The organism is Kitasatospora sp. NPDC052896 (genome assembly GCF_044547075.1).
In the GTDB taxonomy this organism is placed as follows: domain Bacteria; phylum Actinomycetota; class Actinomycetes; order Streptomycetales; family Streptomycetaceae; genus Kitasatospora.
The window spans coordinates 1-18,119 of the sequence record NZ_JBITZU010000049.1; the positions used below are offsets into that span (position 1 = coordinate 1).

The 18,119-nt window shown below is 69.9% G+C and carries 18 protein-coding genes, 1 tRNA gene and 2 pseudogenes; 8 read left to right on the plus strand and 13 right to left on the minus strand.

Features of this window, described 5'->3' with window-relative positions:
• Window positions 1-117: 117 nt before the first annotated feature.
• The 6 genes from ACIGXM_RS36720 to ACIGXM_RS36745 all read right to left on the minus strand — a co-directional run bounded on the left by ACIGXM_RS36720 (window position 118) and on the right by ACIGXM_RS36745 (window position 5,545).
• Window positions 118-894, minus strand: a complete 777-nt coding sequence (locus ACIGXM_RS36720) for an ABC transporter ATP-binding protein (RefSeq protein WP_396568486.1) — start codon at window positions 892-894, stop codon at window positions 118-120.
• Between the two features lie 43 nt (window positions 895-937).
• Window positions 938-1,876 (minus strand): ABC transporter permease, encoded by a 939-nt coding sequence (locus tag ACIGXM_RS36725; protein ID WP_396568471.1) that lies wholly within the window; start codon window positions 1,874-1,876, stop codon window positions 938-940.
• Window positions 1,877-2,012: 136 nt separating this feature from the next.
• Entirely contained in the window at window positions 2,013-2,903 is an 891-nt protein-coding gene (locus ACIGXM_RS36730) for a glycosyltransferase family 2 protein (protein ID WP_396568472.1), read from the minus strand.
• Window positions 2,900-3,637, minus strand: coding sequence for a CDP-alcohol phosphatidyltransferase family protein (locus ACIGXM_RS36735; RefSeq protein ID WP_396568487.1), 738 nt, complete (start codon window positions 3,635-3,637; stop codon window positions 2,900-2,902). Before ACIGXM_RS36735 ends, ACIGXM_RS36730 begins: the two co-directional genes overlap by 4 nt.
• Before the next feature lie 103 nt (window positions 3,638-3,740).
• A complete protein-coding gene (locus tag ACIGXM_RS36740) occupies window positions 3,741-4,802 on the minus strand; it encodes an iron-containing alcohol dehydrogenase family protein (protein WP_396568473.1) in 1,062 nt (353 codons plus the stop codon).
• Entirely contained in the window at window positions 4,790-5,545 is a 756-nt protein-coding gene (locus ACIGXM_RS36745) for a sugar phosphate nucleotidyltransferase (RefSeq protein ID WP_396568474.1), read from the minus strand. Before ACIGXM_RS36745 ends, ACIGXM_RS36740 begins: the two co-directional genes overlap by 13 nt.
• A 663-nt stretch (window positions 5,546-6,208) precedes the next feature.
• Here ACIGXM_RS36745 and idi point away from each other — a divergent pair.
• A complete protein-coding gene (idi, locus tag ACIGXM_RS36750; protein WP_396568475.1) occupies window positions 6,209-6,790 on the plus strand; it encodes an isopentenyl-diphosphate Delta-isomerase in 582 nt (193 codons plus the stop codon).
• Between the two features lie 52 nt (window positions 6,791-6,842).
• Here idi and ACIGXM_RS36755 read toward each other — a convergent pair whose 3' ends face one another.
• Window positions 6,843-7,274 carry an ATP-binding protein gene (locus tag ACIGXM_RS36755; protein WP_396568488.1) on the minus strand — a complete coding sequence of 144 codons (432 nt, stop codon included), beginning with the start codon at window positions 7,272-7,274 and terminating at the stop codon, window positions 6,843-6,845.
• Window positions 7,275-7,770: 496 nt separating this feature from the next.
• On the opposite strand from ACIGXM_RS36755, the gene ACIGXM_RS36760 reads away from it, so the two are divergent.
• Together ACIGXM_RS36760 and ACIGXM_RS36765 are read left to right on the plus strand one after the other, a co-directional pair.
• Window positions 7,771-7,855 (plus strand) — tRNA-Leu (locus ACIGXM_RS36760).
• Window positions 7,856-7,886: 31 nt separating this feature from the next.
• A complete protein-coding gene (locus tag ACIGXM_RS36765; RefSeq protein ID WP_396568476.1) occupies window positions 7,887-8,552 on the plus strand; it encodes a hypothetical protein in 666 nt (221 codons plus the stop codon).
• 84 nt (window positions 8,553-8,636) lie between these two features.
• On the opposite strand, the pseudogene ACIGXM_RS36770 reads toward ACIGXM_RS36765, so the two are convergent.
• Window positions 8,637-9,533, minus strand: a pseudogene (locus ACIGXM_RS36770) (recombinase family protein); the annotation flags it as partial.
• Between the two features lie 440 nt (window positions 9,534-9,973).
• Between ACIGXM_RS36770 and ACIGXM_RS36775 the strand changes: the two are divergent.
• Window positions 9,974-10,393: a hypothetical protein gene (locus ACIGXM_RS36775; RefSeq protein ID WP_396568477.1), complete on the plus strand. Its 420-nt coding sequence runs from the start codon at window positions 9,974-9,976 to the stop codon at window positions 10,391-10,393.
• Between the two features lie 115 nt (window positions 10,394-10,508).
• Here the strand turns inward: ACIGXM_RS36775 and ACIGXM_RS36780 are convergent, their stop codons facing one another.
• The 4 genes from ACIGXM_RS36780 to ACIGXM_RS36795 all read right to left on the minus strand — a co-directional run bounded on the left by ACIGXM_RS36780 (window position 10,509) and on the right by ACIGXM_RS36795 (window position 13,263).
• A complete protein-coding gene (locus ACIGXM_RS36780; protein ID WP_396568478.1) occupies window positions 10,509-11,165 on the minus strand; it encodes a transposase family protein in 657 nt (218 codons plus the stop codon).
• 249 nt (window positions 11,166-11,414) lie between these two features.
• Window positions 11,415-11,867: a hypothetical protein gene (locus ACIGXM_RS36785; protein ID WP_396568479.1), complete on the minus strand. Its 453-nt coding sequence runs from the start codon at window positions 11,865-11,867 to the stop codon at window positions 11,415-11,417.
• A gap of 72 nt (window positions 11,868-11,939) precedes the next feature.
• A complete protein-coding gene (locus tag ACIGXM_RS36790) occupies window positions 11,940-12,449 on the minus strand; it encodes a winged helix-turn-helix transcriptional regulator (RefSeq protein WP_396568480.1) in 510 nt (169 codons plus the stop codon).
• The gene (locus ACIGXM_RS36795; RefSeq protein ID WP_396568481.1) at window positions 12,385-13,263 is read right to left on the minus strand and encodes a helix-turn-helix transcriptional regulator; all 879 of its coding nucleotides are present in this window, start codon (window positions 13,261-13,263) and stop codon (window positions 12,385-12,387) included. The genes ACIGXM_RS36790 and ACIGXM_RS36795 overlap by 65 nt, the downstream gene beginning before the upstream one ends.
• Before the next feature lie 104 nt (window positions 13,264-13,367).
• On the opposite strand from ACIGXM_RS36795, the gene ACIGXM_RS36800 reads away from it, so the two are divergent.
• Window positions 13,368-14,066 carry an SDR family NAD(P)-dependent oxidoreductase gene (locus tag ACIGXM_RS36800; RefSeq protein WP_396568482.1) on the plus strand — a complete coding sequence of 233 codons (699 nt, stop codon included), beginning with the start codon at window positions 13,368-13,370 and terminating at the stop codon, window positions 14,064-14,066.
• Window positions 14,067-14,884: 818 nt separating this feature from the next.
• On the opposite strand, the gene ACIGXM_RS36805 is transcribed toward ACIGXM_RS36800, so the two are convergent.
• Window positions 14,885-15,790 carry a helix-turn-helix transcriptional regulator gene (locus tag ACIGXM_RS36805; RefSeq protein WP_396568483.1) on the minus strand — a complete coding sequence of 302 codons (906 nt, stop codon included), beginning with the start codon at window positions 15,788-15,790 and terminating at the stop codon, window positions 14,885-14,887.
• Window positions 15,791-16,018: 228 nt separating this feature from the next.
• On the opposite strand from ACIGXM_RS36805, the gene ACIGXM_RS36810 reads away from it, so the two are divergent.
• From ACIGXM_RS36810 to ACIGXM_RS36820, 3 genes and pseudogenes are all read left to right on the plus strand, one after another.
• The gene (locus ACIGXM_RS36810; RefSeq protein WP_396568484.1) at window positions 16,019-16,777 is read left to right on the plus strand and encodes an SDR family NAD(P)-dependent oxidoreductase; all 759 of its coding nucleotides are present in this window, start codon (window positions 16,019-16,021) and stop codon (window positions 16,775-16,777) included.
• A 56-nt stretch (window positions 16,778-16,833) separates the two neighbouring features.
• Window positions 16,834-17,328 (plus strand): ester cyclase, encoded by a 495-nt coding sequence (locus ACIGXM_RS36815; protein ID WP_396568485.1) that lies wholly within the window; start codon window positions 16,834-16,836, stop codon window positions 17,326-17,328.
• Window positions 17,329-17,585: 257 nt separating this feature from the next.
• Window positions 17,586-17,957, plus strand: a pseudogene (locus ACIGXM_RS36820) (transposase); the annotation flags it as partial.
• Window positions 17,958-18,119 lie beyond the last annotated feature (162 nt).

The following is an 18,119-nucleotide window of genomic DNA, read 5'->3' on the forward strand; positions in this document are numbered from 1 at the left end:
CCCGCGCCCCCCCCCCCCCCACCCCCCCCCCCCCCCCCCCCCCCGCGGGCCGGGCCCCCCCCCCCCCCCCCCCCCCCCCCCCCCCCCCCCCCCCCCCCCCCCCACGGCTCAGGGCTTTCAGGGACGCTCGCCGCGTTCGTACATGCCGACCACTTCGTCGGTCGGGCCGTCCATGATGAGCTTGCCCGTCTCGATCCAGATGGTGCGCTCGCAGGTGTCCCGGATCGCGTTGTTGTTGTGGCTCACCAGGAAGACGGTACCCGCGTTCTTGCGCAGCTCGCGGATGCGAGCCTCGCTGCGGCGCTGGAAGGCCTGGTCACCGGTGGACAGCGCCTCGTCGATCAGCAACACGTCGTGGGTCTTGGCTGCCGCGATGGAGAACCGCAGGCGAGCCGCCATACCCGACGAGTAGGTGCGCATCGGCAGGTTGATGAACTCGCCCTTCTCGTTGATGCCCGAGAAGTCGACGATGTCCTGGTAGCGCTCCTTGACCTGGGCAGGCGACATACCCATCGCCAGGCAACCGAGCACCACGTTGCGCTCGCCGGTCAGATCGTCCATCAGTGCCGCGTTCACACCCAGCAGCGAGGGCTGACCGTGGGTGTAGATACCGCCGCGCTCGGTCGGCAGCAGGCCGGCGATCGCGGAGAGCAGCGTCGACTTGCCCGAACCGTTGGAGCCGATCAGACCGATCGCCTCGCCCTTGTAAGCGGTGAAGCTGACGCCGCGCACGGCGTGCACCTCAGTGATCGCCGGGGACTTCTTGCGGGCGATCAGCCGGCTGAGCGCGGAGGTCGCGCTGCCCTTTCCGGCCGAGGCACCGTGCACCTTGTAGATGATGTGCACGTCGTCGACGACCACGGTGGGCGTGCGGGTATCCCGCGCGGCCGCCATGGCGCGCTGGTCGCGCTCCGAGTGCTGGGTCTTGGTTGCAACGTCAGCCACGTCCGTACTCCTCTTCGGCCTTCCAGAAGAACACGTAGCCGATCACGAAGGCTACGAGGGCCCAGCCGAGCGCCACCTCCCAGACGTGGGGCGGCAGCTGCTCCGCGTTGCCCCCGTAGTGCTTCCTGCTGTAGATGCTGGGGATCATCGCGTGCCGGAACAGCTCCATGTACACGGAAGCCGGGTTGGTCTGGGCGATCAGCTGCACCCAGTGCGGCCACTTGTGGACGCGGTCGGCGATGCTGTACATCACGCCGGACAGGTACATCCAGGTGCGCAGGACGAACGGCATCAGCTGGGAGACATCGCTGGTCTTGGCACCGATCCGGGCCATGATCAGGGCCAGGCCGGTGTTGAACAGCGACAGCAGGAACATCGCGGGGATCACCTGGAACCAGGTCACCCCCGGCATCAGGCCGTTGCTCAGCACGATCGCGACCAGCACGACCATCGAGATCAGCAGCTGCTGCAGCTGGATCACGGTGAAGGCGATCGGCATGCAGGCCCGCGGGAAGTGCAGCGCGCGGATCAGCCCGAGGTTGTACGAGATGGCACCGGTGCCGGACTGGATCGCGCTCTGGATGAACTGGAAGATGAACACCCCGACGCAGAGCCACGGAATGTACTTCGGCACCGAGTTACCGCTCAGGATGAGGCCGAAGACCAGGTAGAACACCGCGCAGTTCAACAGCGGCGTGACAACCTGCCAGACCTGGCCCATCTTCGCCGTGGTGTACTGCGCCACCAGGCGGGCGGTGGCGAAGGCCACGATGAAGTGCCGGCGGCCCCAGAGCTGCTTGGTGTAGGCGAAGAGCCCTGGCCGGGCGCCACTGACACTCAGCCCGTACTTGTCCGCGAGCTGCTTGGGGGACAGCCCGGCATCAACACCCCCTGGCAGGGAGAGGTTGATCGGTTCACTCACTGTCGACACTTTCGTCCTTCACGGGGATCGGAAGTCCGGCTGCTGGCCGGGGGCAGTCGCCGGTCTCTCGACGGGTAGATCCGGGTGGATCCCGGGGTGTGCGGCCTGCGGTGTGGCCCACCGGCCGCGGCGATCAGGGGGATGATCAGATGACCGGCGGTCTGCCCAACCTGGTCAATCGCCATACAGTACGCCATCGCATCGGCCGCCGCTCCCCGCAGGGGGTGCGCCAGCCGGCCAGGAACCCGCCCCACCAGGCCTTGAGCGCCTCCCCGGAGGGGCGGCGGGCCAGGGTCAGCAGGATCCAGGTGCACAGGTAGAGAGGCACCAACGGGGCCGGAAGGTTCCGTCGCGCCAGCCACACCCGGTTGCGGGCCACGTTGTGGAAGTACGTCGCGTGCCGGGCCGGCGAGGTGGTCGGGTGGTGCAGCACCACGTCGGCCCGGTAGTCGATCGCCCATCCGGCGTCCAGCGCCCGCCAGGCCAGGTCGGTCTCCTCATGGGCGTAGAAGAACTCCGCGGGCAGCTGGCCGGCCTGTTCGAACACCGCGCTGCGCACCGCGCTCGCCCCGCCCAGGAAGGTGGTGACCCGGGAGGAGTGCAGCGGATCGCTGGCCCGCAGGCGCGGCACGTGGCGACGCTGGGTGACGCCGGTGTCCGGATCGGCGATCCGGAAGCTGACGATGCCGAGCGACGGGTCCGCGCTGAACGCCTCGCGCAGCAGTCGGGCCGAGTCGTCGCCCGGGAGCCGGCCGTCGTCGTCGAGGAAGAGCACCGCGTCGACGTCCCGGCCGTTCGGCCCGAACAGCTCGATGCCGACGTTTCGGCCGCCCGGGATGCCGAGGTTCTCCGGCAGCTCGGCGGTGCGGACGCCAGGCGGCAGCGGAGGCAGCGGGGCGCCGTTGCCGACCACCGCGAGCTCGACCGGCGGGCCCTGCTGGCCGGTGACCGAGTCGATCAGCGCGTTCAGCTCGGCCGGGCGGTTGCCCATGGTGATGATCACGGCACCCAGCCGGAAGTCGTCCGCCCCGCTCATCGCAGCCTGCTGGAGAGGACGATGCTGAGCAGGTGCAGGACGGTCTGCAGCATGGCGATGGCGGCCAGCACGACGACCGCGAGGTGGGTGAAGAACAGCCCGCCGTGCACGGTGTCGGCGATCCCGGCGGCCAGGATGAGGAGCGAGGCCTCCACGGCGCCCACCAGGCGGTGGAACTTGAGGAAGGCGGCGGCCTTGCGGGCCTTGGCGACCCCGGACGAGCGCGGCACCGAGGCGCTGTCCTCGACCGCGGCCATCCCGCTGCGGGCCCGGGCGACGTCGACCAGGTCGGTCTCCGACTTGATCAGGATCGCGCCGAGCGCGGCCAGCGTGCCCAGGAACGCCCACTGCCAGTGCGCGCTGGCGCCCTGCCGGTGGAAGAGGTCGGTGGCCCGCAGGCCGAGGCCGGTGAGCAGCGCGGCCTCGGACATGTAGTGGCCGACCCGGTCCAGGTAGACACCGGTCAGCGAGGTCTGCCGGCGCCAGCGGGCCACCTCGCCGTCGACGCAGTCGAGCAGCAGGTAGACCTGGATCAGCAGTGCGCCGACGATCGCCCCGGCGATGCCCGGGATCACCAGGGCGGCGCCGGCCAGGATGCCGGTGAACATCATCAGGTAGGTCAGGCCGTTGGGCGTGATGGCGGTGACCGTCGAGAGCACCCGGGTGATCCGCAGCGAGATCTTCCGCATGTAGAGCCGGCCCGCCCAGTGCTCGGCACTGCGGCGCTGCAGCATGCCCTCGGGGTGGATGACGGCGCGCAGCTCCTCGATCGACGGGCGGCGCGTGAGGTCGACCGGGGGCCGGCCGGGGGCTGACGACATGGGCTCAGCCTTGGACTCAGCTGTTGACGGCTTGGACATAGTCGGCGTACGCGTCCCTGATCGCTGAAGGGGAGAGGTCGAGGTGCTCAAGGATGGTGAAGCGGCCCGGGCGGGTATTCGGAGCGTAGTGCACCGCCTCGGTGAACTCCGCCTCGGAGAAACCGATCTGATCGGCGCTCACCGGAAGCCCGTGGGACTTCAGGCGCTCGACGATCAGGCCGGCCGTCTCGCGGTCGCCCCGCAGGAAGCTAGCGAAGGCGGCACCGAGGCCGACCTGCTCGCCGTGCTGGGCGGACCGCTTGGGGTACAGCACGTCCAGGGCATGCGAGATCTCGTGGCAGGCACCCGACGACGGTCGGGTGCTGCCGGCGATGCTCATCGCGATGCCGGACAGTACCAGTGCTTCGGACAGGGCGGTAAGGAGGTCCGGGTCCTCCAGTTTGCCCGGGTGCCGCAGCAGGTTCTCGCCCGCCGAGCGGGCCATCGCCACGGCCAGTCCGTCCACCTTCTCGCCGGTCTCGCGCTGGGAGAGTTCCCAGTCGGCGCAGGCCGAGATGTTGGAGAGGACGTCGCCGATGCCGGCCGCCACGTAGCGCCTCGGGGCCTGCTGGATCACGTCCAGGTCGACCACGACGCCGATCGGCCCGGGCACCCCGTAGGAGCCGCGGCCCGCGTCGTTGTCGAGGATGGAGACCGGGGAGCAGATGCCGTCGTGCGCCAGGTTGGTGGCGACGGCGACCACGGGCAGCCCGACCCGCGCGGCGGCGTACTTGGCAGCGTCGATGATCTTACCGCCCCCGAGCCCGACCAGGACGTCGTAGTGGCCGCCGCGGACCGCGTCCGCCAGCCGCACCGCGCCGTCCAGGGTGCCGTCGGCGGCGTCGAACCAGTCGGCCCGCGGCAGCTGCGGCTCCAGCCGCTCGCGCAGCCGGGTGCCGGAGCCGTTGCTGATCGCCACCGCGACCCGCCCTCCGGTGGACAGGCGCTGGTCGGCGAGGATGCCGGCGAGCGAGTCCAGCGCGCCGGGGCGGACATCGACGAAGAGCGGGGAGGGGATCAGCCGGGTCAGTACTGGCACGCGATCTCCCGGGCCTTCGCCAGATCCTCGTGGTTGTCGACCTCGACCCAGGAGACGTCGCCGATCGGCTGCACGTCGATCCGCAGGCCGCGGTCGGCCATCTCCTGGTAGCCGTCCTCGTAGTAGAGCTGGGGGTCGCGCTCGAAGGTGGTGCGCAGCGCGTCGGTGAGGTCCTCGGCGGCGGACGGGTTGATCACGGTGACGCCGATGTACTCACCGGTGGCCTCGGCCGGGTCCATCAGCTTGGTGATCCGCCGCACCCCGGCGGCCGGATCGACGATGACCTTCATCTCCTCGTCGGCGAGCTTCTTCACCGTGTCGAGGGCGAGCAGGATGCCGGGGGCGCGGCCCTCGGTGATCAGGCGGTCGTTGCCGTCCAGCATGGTGCGCTGGACCGAGGCCGGGTGCACGGTGTCACCGTTGGCGAGCAGCAGGCCCTCCCGGAACAGGTCGCGGGCGCACCACAGGGAGTAGGCGTTGTTCCACTCCTCGGCCTTGTCGTTCTCGACCAGGGTGAGCTTGACGCCGTACTTCTGTTCCAGGGCGTCCTTGCGGTCGTACACGGCCTCCTTGCGGTAGCCGACCACGACGGCGGCCTCGCGCAGGCCGACCTCGGCGAAGTTGCCGAGGGTGAGATCCAGCACGGTCTTCTCGCCGTCCACCGGCACCAGCGCCTTGGGCAGGGTGTCGGTGTACGGGCGGAGCCGGCGGCCGGCTCCGGCCGCCAGAACGAGGCCGATCATGCGGAGTCTCCTGTTTCGTCGTGCCGGTGTTTCGTGCCGTGTGTCGCACCGGCGGTTCTGCTGCCACCGGTGCTTCGTGGTCGCGGGCTGCTGCCGGTCGGACGGACGCGTGGCTCCCGTGTCGACACCGGCCGCGTGTCGGTACCGACCGCGGCGGGCCGGCGCCCCGGCACTCCGGCGCCGCGGCGAGAGCGGTGCGTCGTGTCGTATGTGATGGTAGGCGACCGACATGACCAGCCCGTACTCCGCCCGTGGTCGCGCGGTTGCGGCCCGGTGGCGGTGCGGGGGTCCGGCGGAGGTTCCGCGCGGATCCGGCGGGGGCGGCAAGGCGCACCGGTTCGGGGCCCGTCGCCGCCCGGCGACCCGCGTGCCACCCCTCGGGTCGGCGCGGGCCGGCGCCGGCGCACCGGGGCTCGTGGGAGCGTACGGTAGCGCCTTACCGGGCCCGGCCGTACCTGGTTGCGCAGTGAGCGGATGGACACGGTGGGTATCCACCGAATCCGTCCGCTCGGCGCGGCCATACGGCAGACTTGGGCCCCGACGCCCGACCGGTGCCCGACCACAGCGGCACCGCGGGCGCGCTGCCGTCCGCTGGACCGGGGGGGCCTGCCCGGGTGGCGCATCCGGGTGGCGGCGCCGGTCCCCGTGCCGAAAGAGGGCCACATGTCCGAGAGCCGACCCACCAGCCCCGCCCAGCCCGCGGCCGCTGCCGAGATCCTGCTGGAGCTGGTCGACGACAACGGTGTCACCATCGGCACCGCGGAGAAGCTGTCGGCTCACCAGCAGCCCGGGAGGCTGCACCGGGCGTTCTCGGTCTTCCTCTTCGACAAGCAGGGCCGGCTGCTGCTGCAGCGCCGCGCCCTGGGCAAGTACCACTCCCCCGGTGTCTGGTCGAACACCTGCTGCGGCCACCCGTACCCGGGCGAGCCGCCCTTCGTGGCCGCCGCGCGCCGCACCGCCGAGGAGCTCGGGGCGGCGCCGGCGCTGCTCTGCGAGGCCGGCACGGTCCGCTACGACCTGCCGGACGAGGCCTCCGGGCTGATCGAGCGGGAGTGGAACCACCTCTTCGTCGGGCTGGTCACGGCCGACCTGGCGCCGGCCCCGGAGGAGGTCGACGACACCCGCTTCGTCACCGCACAGGAGCTGAAGGAGCTGCGGGCCGACCGGCCGTTCTCGGTCTGGTTCAACACGGTCTTCGAGGCCGCGCTCCCGGGAATCCGGGAGATCGCCGGACGCGACTGGTAACGCGCCCGCGGCCACCAACACCGGGCCACGGCTGCCGCGCCGCACTCCCCGGCTATTCCGCTGCGCTCCCCACCGCGCCTTCGGCGGGGAGCGGAAGCGGCAACGAGGCCCAGATCACCTTGCCGCCGTCGCCGGTCCCCTCCACGTCACAGGAACCGCCGGACTGCAGCGCGATGCACTTGACCAGCATCAGCCCCCGCCCACCGGTCTGGCCGTGGTCGCTCTCCACCGCCTTGGGCCGGTGCGGGTGCCCGTCCTCCACCGCCACCCGCACCTGAACGCCGTCGATCACCACCTCGGTGACCACCCGCGGCGAGAGCAGCGCGGCGTGCGTCACGGCGTTGGTCACCAGTTCGGAGACGATCAGCAGCACGCCGTCCACGACGTCCTGGCAGCGCTCGCCACTGATCCCCTGGCTGCGGAGCAGGTCGCGGACCTGGTGTCTGACCCGTGGCACCGACGCCTCGTGCGCGTCCGCGACGATCCGCCAGCACCCCCCGCCCTCCCGCCGGCCTCCCGCCCCCGTCTCCCGACCCTCGCCCCCTCCTGCCCGACCGAGTGCCTTCGACCGCGTCCCGCTGGTCCGTTCCACAGCAAGCCACCCTTCGCGCAGGACTCGGGAGGCTTCGCCGGCACCCGCCGACCTTTCGGGAACAGGGTGTTCCGTTCAGGGCTCCCCTGACCTCCAGAGGCTAGGAGAGCTGCTGCGATTCCCTGCGCGGGGACATGGAACTTGCTCCCGCCAGATGGATCCAGATCACCTTTGGCGTGCTTTGGCCAACCTGGTGACGATTTACGCCCGCCAGGACAGCAGGATCGTTCATCCTCCCGGACCTTCCGCCGGCCCCGACCCTCCGACCCGCAGCCCCCACCCCGCTGCCACCCACCGCAGAACCGCAGGTGAGAAGCACTCCGATTGCCTGGTAATGTTCTCTCTGTCGCCACGGGGGACAGCAACAAAACCCCGAGGCACACACCCCGTCCGGGTGGCGGAATGGCAGACGCGCTAGCTTGAGGTGCTAGTGCCCTTTATCGGGCGTGGGGGTTCAAGTCCCCCCTCGGACACGACCCATTCGCCAACATCGTTGGCGAGCGAATGCAGGTCAGGAGCGATCCTGACCTGCATTTTGCGTTGCGCGTGGTCATACCGACAATGCAGCCCGAGGGCCGCGTAGGTCTGTCGCTTGGTTTCGGGTTTGGCGTCGCGCAGGACGTCGACCATGCTGCCGGCCTGGTTGACGAGGGCGGCGATCCGTTCTTCGGTCAGGGCCTGGGGGCGGCGGGCGCTCGTGGCGGCCTGGAGTCGTGCTTCCGCTCGGGTCCGTTGGGTCTCGGTTTCGGCGATCCATCGAGTGATGGGAGCGGTGGCTCCGGGGTCGGCGGTGGTGAGGGCCTCGCGGTAGCGGGCGAGCTGCTGGTCGCAGGTGGCGATCTCGGTGCGGGCTTCGATCTCCGCGGCTTGGTTGCCCGTCGGGGTGAGCGTGCCCTGGGAGGCATACAGCCGGTGGATGGTGGCGGCGCGGCGGCCGGGGGCGAAGCTGAGGGCAAGCCAGCGGTCGAGGTGGGGGATGACGTCAGCTTCCCGGAAAATCACGTTCCGGGGGTGGGCGATCTTGTTGGCCAGGGCGTACTCCTCGGGGTAGCGGCAGCGGCCGTACGCCTCCTCGTGGGACCACTGACTGCCCATCTTCCGACCGCACAGGACACAGTCGACCCGGCCGCGCAGCAGGTAGGGGTGGACGGCACGAACGCGGTCGCGTGAGGTGTTGTGGCGGCTTCGCGAGAACATGATCTGCTGAACCTTCGCAAAGGTTTCACGACCGACCAGCGGCGGGTGGGCGATCTGGTCCGACCAGACCCACTTGTCCTCCGGGTTCCACTTGAGCTTGGTCTGGTAGCCGAGGGTGACGTCCTCGACATTGATGAGGACTTCGTCCTTGCGCTGCTTGTTCCACACTTGGTGGCCGGTGTAGCGGGGGTTGATCAGGATGGCGCGCACGGCCGACTTGCCCCAGGCGAGTCCCTCGCGGTGGGAGTTGCGGGCGCGGTCGTGAGCGGAGGGCGGCAGGATTCCGTCGCGGGTGAGTCCTTCGGCGATCGCGTAGATGCCCCGGCCGCGCAGGTATTCGTTGAAGATCCGTTGGACGATGGGCCCGGCGATCGGGTCGCTGACCAGGATGTGGAGGCGTTTGCCGTCGGCCGCCTTGGCGGGGTTGGGGTGCGGACCGCCGTCGACGATCATGTAGCCGTAGGGCGGCCGTCCGCCGAGGAATCGACCCTCCAGCTTGGCTTGGGCTGCCATGGCGGAACGGACGCGGGTCTTGATCCGGGAGCGTTCGGCCTTCGACATGCCGCCGAAGACGGACATGATCAGGTCGTGGGCTTCGCTGTCCGGGTCGATGGGGCCACCTACCTCGGGGACCCACAGCTCCACGCCGTAGTGGTCGAAGACGGGTTGGATGAGGCTGTACTGGTTGCCGTAGAAGACGCGCTGCGGCTCGCCGATGACGACGGCGTCGAAGCCCCGGTTGGGGTTGGCGAGCGCATCCAGGAGGGCGGAGGCGTTGGGGCGGCGGCGCCAGGGCAGGGCCCGGGAGTTGCCGATGTCGAAGTACTCGGCGACGACCCGTCCCTTCACCGGGGTGATGAGGGTGGTCGCACGGGTGTACTGCCAGTTGCGCGACGCCACGGGGTCTTGGAGGTCTTCGGTTGAGCAGCGTCCGGCGAAAGCGAAGGCGCGCATCGGCAAGGTCCTTGTCGGGCTGGTCTGGCAGGTGCGGGTCGAATCCCGGGCCGGCAGCCGAAATACACAACTGGCCGCCGGCCCGGGAACCGTGGCCCTGTCGTAACTCGGACGGGCGAGGTACTCCAGCGCCGTCACCCGGACGGGTCGGCCCCGGTCTGGTTCCGGCAGTGTTCGATCAGCATGCGGAGCAGCAACGCGGCCGCTTGGTGGTTGAGGGGCGGCGGCGTGGCTGTGAACTCGACGGCGATCGGGCCTTGGTCGATTGCCGTGGATGAGCAGCCGTCATGCCAGGTGCGCAGAAGCCGTACTGGCCTGGAAGTGCTCAGCAATGCCGCTCACCTACCGGCCTGGTCGACTCCCTCTAGCGGTTCCTGATTGATTGTCAGATGTCCTGCGGCAGGGTGAATGCGCGGCTTGCGGAAGACGAGGACGTCCTCGTGGACGATCAGGTGCATGGGGATGCCGGCGGCGCGGGCTGCGCGGATGTTGGTGAGTTGGAAGAAGGAGGGGCGGGCGACGAGTTGGCCGTCGCGCAGGCCGGCGAGGAGGGCGATGCAGCGTTCGACGGGGGTGAGGCCTGCGGCTTGGCCGGCGGCGATGACGGTGGTGGGGAAGTCGACGAGTTCGCCGTGGTGGCGCCAGGGACGGGCGGTGACGGCGACGTGGGCGCCAGGGGCGAGGAGTGGGGTGCAGTTGGTGAGGATGGTGGTGAAGGCGTCCAGGAGGTGGTCGGTGGGGGCGTGGGCGAGGTTGTTGGGGTTGGTGCCGTAGGTGGCATGGAACTTGGTGATGCCGCCTTGGTGGGTGTCGCGGGTGGCGTTGACGCGGCCGTGGACGGAGGCGCCGTAGGGGGGTGAGGTGAGCAGGAGTTGGACGTGGCCGTGGTGGGTGGGGTCGTCAAAGAGCTGGTGTGACCGGTTCTCGGGGTGCTCACGCTGGTCGTGGGCGACAGTCTGCGGAGTAGATCATCCGTCAGCGGTTGACTTCGAGGTTCGTCAGAACGAGCAGGGCGCGCAGGAGGTGGGTGGCGCGGGCGGGGACGGTGCGGAGTTTGGTGAGGGTCCGCCAGTTCTTGAGGTGGGCGAATCCGTGTTCGACCGGTGCGCTTCCGGTGGCGAGGACGCGGTTGGCGGTCTTCTGGCCGGGGGTGAGCTTGTGAGCGCGGGTGGCTGTGAAGCCGGTGACGATCACGGGGTCGCGTACGCCGTTGTCGAGGCCGCGGAGGCCGAGGTCCGCCAATGCGCCGAGACCGGCGGCGCGCAGGTGGGCCAGAATGTGGTCGTGGCGGGCGGCCGTGATGTCGTGGGTGCGGCCGGGCCGGGCGGCGGATATCCAGATCAGGCGGCCTTTCTCGTCGGTCACGGCGAGGAAGTGCAGGCCGTGATGGCGGTATTTGCCGGAGTAGTTTCGTCGGTCGGCCTTTCCTGTGCGGCGCCGGGTGGGGATGAGGGTGCCGTCGATCAGGACTACCTCCCCGCCCTGCTTGGCCACCTTCTTCAGGGCGCGGTCCAGGCGCGGAGCCTGCACGGCGAGGAGGGCGATCAGCTCGTCGCGCCAGCGGCGGACGGTGGACTCGGACACATTGTTTCCGCCGGCCATGTCGGCCAGGCGCTGGTCGTCGCGCAGCACGGCCAAGACGATCACCGTGATCCTCCCGGGCGGCAGGATCCGCCACCTGGACCGAACCGCCTTCAGGTGGCGTCGCAGTAGATCGGCGAGGTACTTGACGGTGCTCGTGGACAGCGGCAGACGGCACTGGTAATCAAGCGGGCAGGTGTCCTCGGCGCGTTCTTTGGATCTCGTCACACAGTTCCAACGGCCGTCGGGGGCACCCCGGTTACGCCCGCACCCCACCACTCCGGGCGCTGGCGTCCCTGGTCACAGGCAGGTGGTAAACCGGCCGTCGGGTAGTTTCCGCAGCCAGCCGCGATCGACGAGTCCGACCAGTCTCCCGCGCAGCGGTTCCAGCTTGGCCCGCACACTGACGTCGATTCCCAGCGCGTCACCGACCTGCCGGGCCATGACCGGTCCGGCGGCCTGCCGCACGGCGGCGAGAATGCGCTGGTAGTCCGGCGGGAGCGTGCTCTCCTCCACGCCTGACGTGCGGTGCGGGATCAGCGTCACCGCTCGTCCGCCCACCTGCCCGGGCGCCTGCGTGACCGATGCCCGTTCGTTGGCGAGCTGTTCGCTCACCCGTTCATGGACGCGTTCGGCGACGGCGAGTTCGTTCCGCTCGGCCCGTACCTCCGCCAACTGCTTGGCCAGCTGTTCTTCGAGTTCGTCCAGTTCCGCGCGCCGCGCGGTGATCCGTTCCAGCAGCTCAGGATCCATGCACCGGATCGTAGAAGGCCGTCCAGCCGCAGCGAGCAAGAACCGGGGAGCTGACGAGGTTCAGGCCGTGTTCTACGGGTCTGGCGTTTGGTCAAGGGCGTCCCGTCGCGCTGTGCCTGGCTCCCACATGCTGCGCGCCACTGGTTCCAGCGCCCGGCCCTGGCTGGTCAGAATGTAGCGGACGCGCGGAGGCCAGCCCGGGGTGCGGTGACGCTCGATGACGCCCGCACTGGTCAACTGGGTCGGCCTGTCCGAGAGAGCGGGCGGGGCGGCGGACATTTCGGAGTATGTGGTCTGACCGCGGCGTAGGAACTCGCGGACTACCAGCGGCGTCCACCGACCACCCAGCGCGGCGAGGGTGATGTCAACAGGGCACCGCGGTTCGTGGCCAGGCGGAACGAGGGCGCTGTCCGGGCAGTCCGCCAGCGGGCCGTCCTGATCACCCGTCGGTGCGTGTCCTACGGTTTGGTGCGTCACGAAAACCGTGCGCCGTCGGTCGGCCGATGGGCGGGGCGGATCAGTTGCGCGTGCCGGCCGGTGGGCCGACGACGGTGGTGAGCTGGAGTTTGGTCTCGTCCTCACTGCCCGGCGCGGCGGTCATGATGACAATCTTGAGCTCCGTGTCGCCGTCGGTCAGGACATCGCAGTCCACCGTGACCGGGCCCACCGACGGGTGATCGACCCTCTTGTGGACCTCGCGGTTCGCGGTCACCTCTCCCGTCGCCCACAGCTCGGCGAACCTCTCGTTGCCTGTGTTCAGGTCGCGGACCAGCGCGGCCAGGCGGCTGTCCCGGGGGAAGCGGCCGGTGGCGCGGCGCAGGTCGGAGACGAGGGCGGCGTCGGCGGTGTCGGGGTCCGTCTCGGTGACCGGCCACAGCGCGAGGGGGGTGTGGTCGACGTCCACCGGGAACCTGTCGCGGGCGAAGTTGCGCATCCGCGGCGGCGAGGCCAAGGGGTCTCCCAGCAGGGCGGCCCACCCGTGGTTCCACCACACCAGTTGCCAGTCCGCCGCGAACACGGCCACCGGTACGTCTCCGAGGCGGACGAGTACCCGTTGCATACCGGGCGGGAGATGGTCGCAGATCGTGCCGTCCGCCGGCGGCACGATCTGGGCCAGCCGGTAGAGGTGGTCCCGCTCGGCGGTGGACAGTTGGAGAGCGCGCGCCAGGGACGCCACCACCGACGCCGAGGGTGTCGTGGCCCGCCCCTGCTCCAGGCGCACGACGTAGTCGACCGACACTCCGGCCAGGTCGGCCAGTTCCTCGCGCCGCAGCCCGACAGCCCGGCGCTTGTGGACGACCGGCAGCCCAGCGGCTGACGGGAGCAGCCGGTTCCGCCACGTGCGGATCATCGCGCCCAGTCCAGCTCCGGGGGGTGTCGTCGTCATGCTCTCCATCCTCCCGCGTCCCCGATCACATGCGGGGCGCGAGGGTGGTACTGGTCTTCCCACCGTCGAAGCGTCCCTGGTCCGGCTCCCTCGTCAAGGCAACTATCGAAGGCATGACGATCACTTTCATCACCGGAGCCAACAAGGGCATCGGCCGCGAGACCGCCCGCCGCCTCATCGCGTGCGGTCACACCGTTCTCCTGGGAGCCCGCGACCGTGAGCGGGGTGAGGAGGCAGCCGCCGCGCTGGGCGCACGCTTCGTCCCCGTCGACGTGACCGACGACGCCTCCGTGGCCGCCGCCGCCGCGGACGTCGCCGAGCACGAGGGCAGGATCGATGTCCTGATCAACAACGCGGGGATCCAGGGTCCCTTCGGTGATCCCGGCGACCTCACCGCCGCCGACGCCCGCGCCGTCCTCGACGTCAACGTCATCGGCGTGGTCCGCACCACCACCGCGTTCCTGCCGCTGCTGCGCCGTTCGGACGACCCCGTGATCATCAACGTCAGCAGCGGCATGGGCTCCCTCGCCTTCACCCACGACCCCGGCCGGTCCGAGTCGCGCGTCGTCGTGCCGCTGTACGCCTCCTCGAAGGCGGCGCTGACGATGTTGACCACGCAGTACGCCAAAGGGCTCAAGGGCATTCGCGTCAACGCCGCCGACCCCGGCTACACCGCGACCGACATAAACGGTCACAGCGGCCCCCAGACCGTCACCGAGGGCACGGACGCGATCGTCGCCCTCGCCACCGAGGGGCCCGGTGCCGGCACCGGACGCTTCATCGACCGCCATGGCGAGATCGCCTGGTCCTGAGACCGGCGGTGCCGGGTCACCGGCCCTGAAGAACAGAACGGGCAGAACATCGAGACCGGTCCCGGACAGGAGAACCGCTGCCGCTACTGGCGTCGGCGGAACCTCCGGCCGAGGTGATCAGGAGGTACGAGCCGGGGCCCGGCACGTCGAGACGGTAGCCGCCGTCGGGCCCGGTGACCGCGCGGTCCAGACGGCGTTCCACATCTCCGCCGCCTTCTTGGTGGTCGCCGCCCTCGTCGCCGCGTTCGTACTCAAGCAGAAGGGCTGGGAGGGCGTCGCCGAGGCAGATGCCGCTGTCGGGCTGGCGGAAGGATGACGATGCTGCGGCAGCTCGGGTTCCTGACCGGAACTACTGAGACTTCGCCATCTTCGAACGTGCTGGTCGGAGGGGCTGGTGTGACGATTCTTGGGCGTGCTCGTGCTGGTCGCGGGCGGGAGTCTTCGGTCTTGATCGTCTGACGGGGCGGGCCGGGACGGTTTCGCCGATTCCTCCGCGTCGCGGGCCCGGTGCCGCCTACGATCCGGTTCATGGTGGAGTCCGAGATCGCGGAACGCATCGCCGCGCGGCGCGCGGAACTGGACGACACGGCCGAGCTGACGCTGTTCCTCGTCGGCGGGAGGACGCTGGCGCGCAGGCCGCGTTCCTGCTCCGCGACTGTGACGCCAAATTCGCCGCGCTGTTCGACGAGATCGTCCCCGAGGCCACCCCGACCGGTTCGGCCGCCGGGTCTTGGGGTTCCTGCGCTGATCGTGCCGACTGCGCTGACCGCGCCGGCCGCTTCCGCCCACGCCGAGAACTCGGCCCGAGCGCGGAGCCCTCACTGCCGGACGGGGCACTCCTGCTGCCGAGCATCGACGACCGGCCGCAGCTGAGTGCGGGCGAGGTCGGCAAGCCGGCGCAGGCGGTCGGCGCTGACCGACCCCGGTTCGGCGCTCACCGCCACGAGTTGCTGTTCACCCTCGCCGGACAGCCGCAGGGTCTCGTAGTCCACCGTCAGATCGCCCACCACGGGGTGGTGGTAGCGGATCCGGCCGTGTCCGGGTTCAGCCACCTCGTAGCGAGGCCACCAGGTGCGGAACTCAGGGCTGCGGCTGGACAGATCGGCCACGAGCCGGTCGATCGCCGGGTCCTGCGGCCACCGGGCGGCGGCCGTCCGCAACTTGCCGATGAACTCGCCCGCACTCTCCTGCCAACTCCCGAAGAGCTGTCGGGCAGCGGGGTCGAGCAGGATGAACCGCAGCATGTTGCGCTCGTGCGAGGGCAGTTGGGCCCAGTCGGTGAACAGGGCGGTGGCCGCGCTGTTCCAGGCCAGCACGTCCAGACTGTGGTTGACCAGCCAGGCCGGGGTGGGCCACCCGTCCAGCAGCCGCTGCACCGACGGGCGCACCGGGGACGGGACATGGTGGGTACGGCGGGAGGCGAAGTCCGGGTTGATCAGCGTGAACAGATGCGTGCGCTCGCCGGCGTCCAGCCCGAGGGCCCTGGCGAGCGACTCCAGGACCTGGCTGGACGGGCTCTGGGCGCGACCCTGCTCCAGCCGGGTGTAGTAGTCCGCGCTCACTCCGGCCAGCAGTGCCAGCTCCTCGCGTCGCAGGCCGGGGGTCCGGCGAAGTCCTCTGGGCAAGCCGACCGCCTCGGGGGAGCGACGGTGGCGACGGGAGCGTAGGAAGGCGCCGAGCCCGTCCGGCCCAACAGTCGGTCCTGGGTCCGACTTCACGTCCATCGGTACCTCCGCGCCGCCGTGTCGGGAAACGCGTGATTATACCGAACCCGCTGGTCCGTGGGGGGTTCTGCCAGGACCAGGAACGCCGATCCGCGGTACGAGGTGGCCTTCCTGACTGCCCTGCAGGACCGCATGCTGGGGATCTCAGCGAACAGGTGGCCTCAGGCGCGGTCTGTCCCACCTCCCGTCCATCTCGTGCGTGTCCGCCCAGCAAGGGAGCAACAACCCATGAACATCGATCTCCGCGGCAAAGTCATCGTGGTCACCGGCGCCGGCCGCGGTTTGGGACGGGCGCTGGCTCTGGGGCTGGCGGCGCAGGGGGCACACGTCGCCGTCCTCGCCCGCCGTCAGGAGCAGGCGGCGCAGACCGTGCAGGAGATCAGCCGCCTGCCCGGCGCCGCCGCAGCACTCGCTGTGGTGGCCGATGTGAGCGACGAGTCCGCAGTGGCGCGTGCGGTGGCCACCATCGACCGGACCTGGGGCCGTATCGACGCGCTGATCAACAATGCCGCCTGGATGCCGCCGCGCCAGTACGTCCTGGAGACGGACGTGGAGACGCTGACCCGGGCGTACTCCTCGAACGTCGTGGGCAGCTTCGTCACCACCAAGCACGCCGCACCCGTCATGATCCGCGGTGGCGGGGGCCGCATCATCTACGTGAGCAGTGCTCTCGGTGTGCAGCCCAATCCCGGCCTCGCGGCGTACGGCGGCACGAAGGCCGCTCTGAACATCCTCTCCAGCGTCGTCCACCAGGAGCTCTCGGGCCAGGGCATCCGAACCGTCGCCCTCGCTCCGGGGCTCACCGACACGCCCGGCATGCGCGAGAGCGTGGGAGAGGAGTACATCGAGCGGATCGCGTCCAGTTACCCGGGCGGCCGACTCGGCAGTCCCGAGGACATCCTGCCGCTGACCGCCTTCCTGTGCAGCGACGCGGCCGATCACCTCTCCGGCACGCTGATCGCCGTTCGTCCGCCGGCCACCGGGTGACCCACCCCGACCGACGAGTCGCCACCCTGTTGGAAACCACCAAGAAGGAGCACCAAGTGTCCGATCCCGTTGACCTGCACCAGAGTTCAGCCGACCTGATCGAGAGCCGGAAGCGACTCGTCGCCCAGTTGTTCGAGCGCATCATCACGCTCGGCGAGCTGGACCTCGCCGACGAGATATTCGCCGAGGACTTCCACTGGCCGCAGTTCGACCTGCACGGACCCGACGGCGTCCGCGCCTGGGTCGTCAATTTCCGCCGCGCATTCCCCGACGTGGACGACCGGGTCGTCGAGCAGGTCAGCGAGGGGGACGTCGTGTTCACACGGGTCCGGGTCACGGGCACCCAGCTCGGGCCGTGGCTCGGCACACCACCGAGCGGCCGCCGCGCCGACTTCACCGCGCTGGGAATCGACCGGTTCCGTGGTGACAAAGTCGTCGAACGCACAGCCCTGTTCGATGTGACCGACGTGATGCGACAGCTCGGGCACGAGTCCCTCCCCATCCTTCCCTCGGCCCGGCAGTCGGTCACGGTCACCGACCTCGACACCTGACACCAGGGCCGACCGACACCAGGGCGAGCCGACCTGTTGCCGGTCGGCCGCCCCCACCCGCTGCGGCATCCCGTCGGCGACGCCGCCCGGGCGGTGCGGCCTAGTACTCCAGCAGGACTTCTCCATTCCCGCTGGTCAACGGTCTGGGAGTGGGGAGTGTAGCGGTGGGCGAGGGGTCAGGGGTGGTCTTCATGGGACCGCCCCTCGATCGTGTGCAGCCGTCGTTGGTAGTGGCAGCGACGGGGCAGCCTCCAGTCGTGATCAACACGTCAGTACCCGAGCCACGGGACCGTGAACTCGAGCAGCTTCTCCTCCGTGTCGGCGTGCACTTTGGCTGTGTGGAGCCGCGCCGGCGGATGCGCGACTACGTCCGCGGCCTGCTCGGCCCGGTCGGCCGCAAGAACGGCTGTCAGCTGGCCGAATACGCCGGCCACGCCACCCCTGACGGCCTCCAGCACCTACTCGCCGGAGCCCGCTGGGACGCGGACGAGATCCGCGACGAGCTCCAGCACTACGTCGCCGAACGCCTCGGCGAAGACGACGGAGTCCTGATCATCGACGACACCGGCTTCGTCAAGAAGGGCACCACCTCCACAGGCGTGCAACGCCAGTACTCCGGCACCGCCGGGGCTTGTAATTGAATAACTGTCAGATTTGATCTGCGGGGTCGCCATCGTCGGGTGCCGGTGGGAGGCCGTGGCATGGCTACGCCTCCGCACCCCTGCACAGCGGCCGAAGCCCTGCAGGCAAAGTTCGATCAGATCCTGCCGCACCTTGATGAGCGCCGTCGT

Coding starts and splice junctions, on each gene's coding strand:
- ACIGXM_RS36810 (WP_396568484.1), top strand. CDS start 16,019: ATGAACATCGATCTCCGCGGCAAAGTCATCGTGGTCACCGGCGCCGGC.
- ACIGXM_RS36800 (WP_396568482.1), top strand. CDS start 13,368: ATGACGATCACTTTCATCACCGGAGCCAACAAGGGCATCGGCCGCGAG.
- ACIGXM_RS36805 (WP_396568483.1), bottom strand. CDS start 15,790: ATGGACGTGAAGTCGGACCCAGGACCGACTGTTGGGCCGGACGGGCTC.
- idi (WP_396568475.1), top strand. CDS start 6,209: ATGTCCGAGAGCCGACCCACCAGCCCCGCCCAGCCCGCGGCCGCTGCC.
- ACIGXM_RS36745 (WP_396568474.1), bottom strand. CDS start 5,545: ATGATCGGCCTCGTTCTGGCGGCCGGAGCCGGCCGCCGGCTCCGCCCG.
- ACIGXM_RS36735 (WP_396568487.1), bottom strand. CDS start 3,637: ATGCTGCAGCGCCGCAGTGCCGAGCACTGGGCGGGCCGGCTCTACATG.
- ACIGXM_RS36720 (WP_396568486.1), bottom strand. CDS start 894: ATGGCGGCCGCGCGGGATACCCGCACGCCCACCGTGGTCGTCGACGAC.
- ACIGXM_RS36730 (WP_396568472.1), bottom strand. CDS start 2,903: ATGAGCGGGGCGGACGACTTCCGGCTGGGTGCCGTGATCATCACCATG.
- ACIGXM_RS36795 (WP_396568481.1), bottom strand. CDS start 13,263: ATGGAGAGCATGACGACGACACCCCCCGGAGCTGGACTGGGCGCGATG.
- ACIGXM_RS36785 (WP_396568479.1), bottom strand. CDS start 11,867: ATGGATCCTGAGCTGCTGGAACGGATCACCGCGCGGCGCGCGGAACTG.
- ACIGXM_RS36765 (WP_396568476.1), top strand. CDS start 7,887: ATGCAGGTCAGGAGCGATCCTGACCTGCATTTTGCGTTGCGCGTGGTC.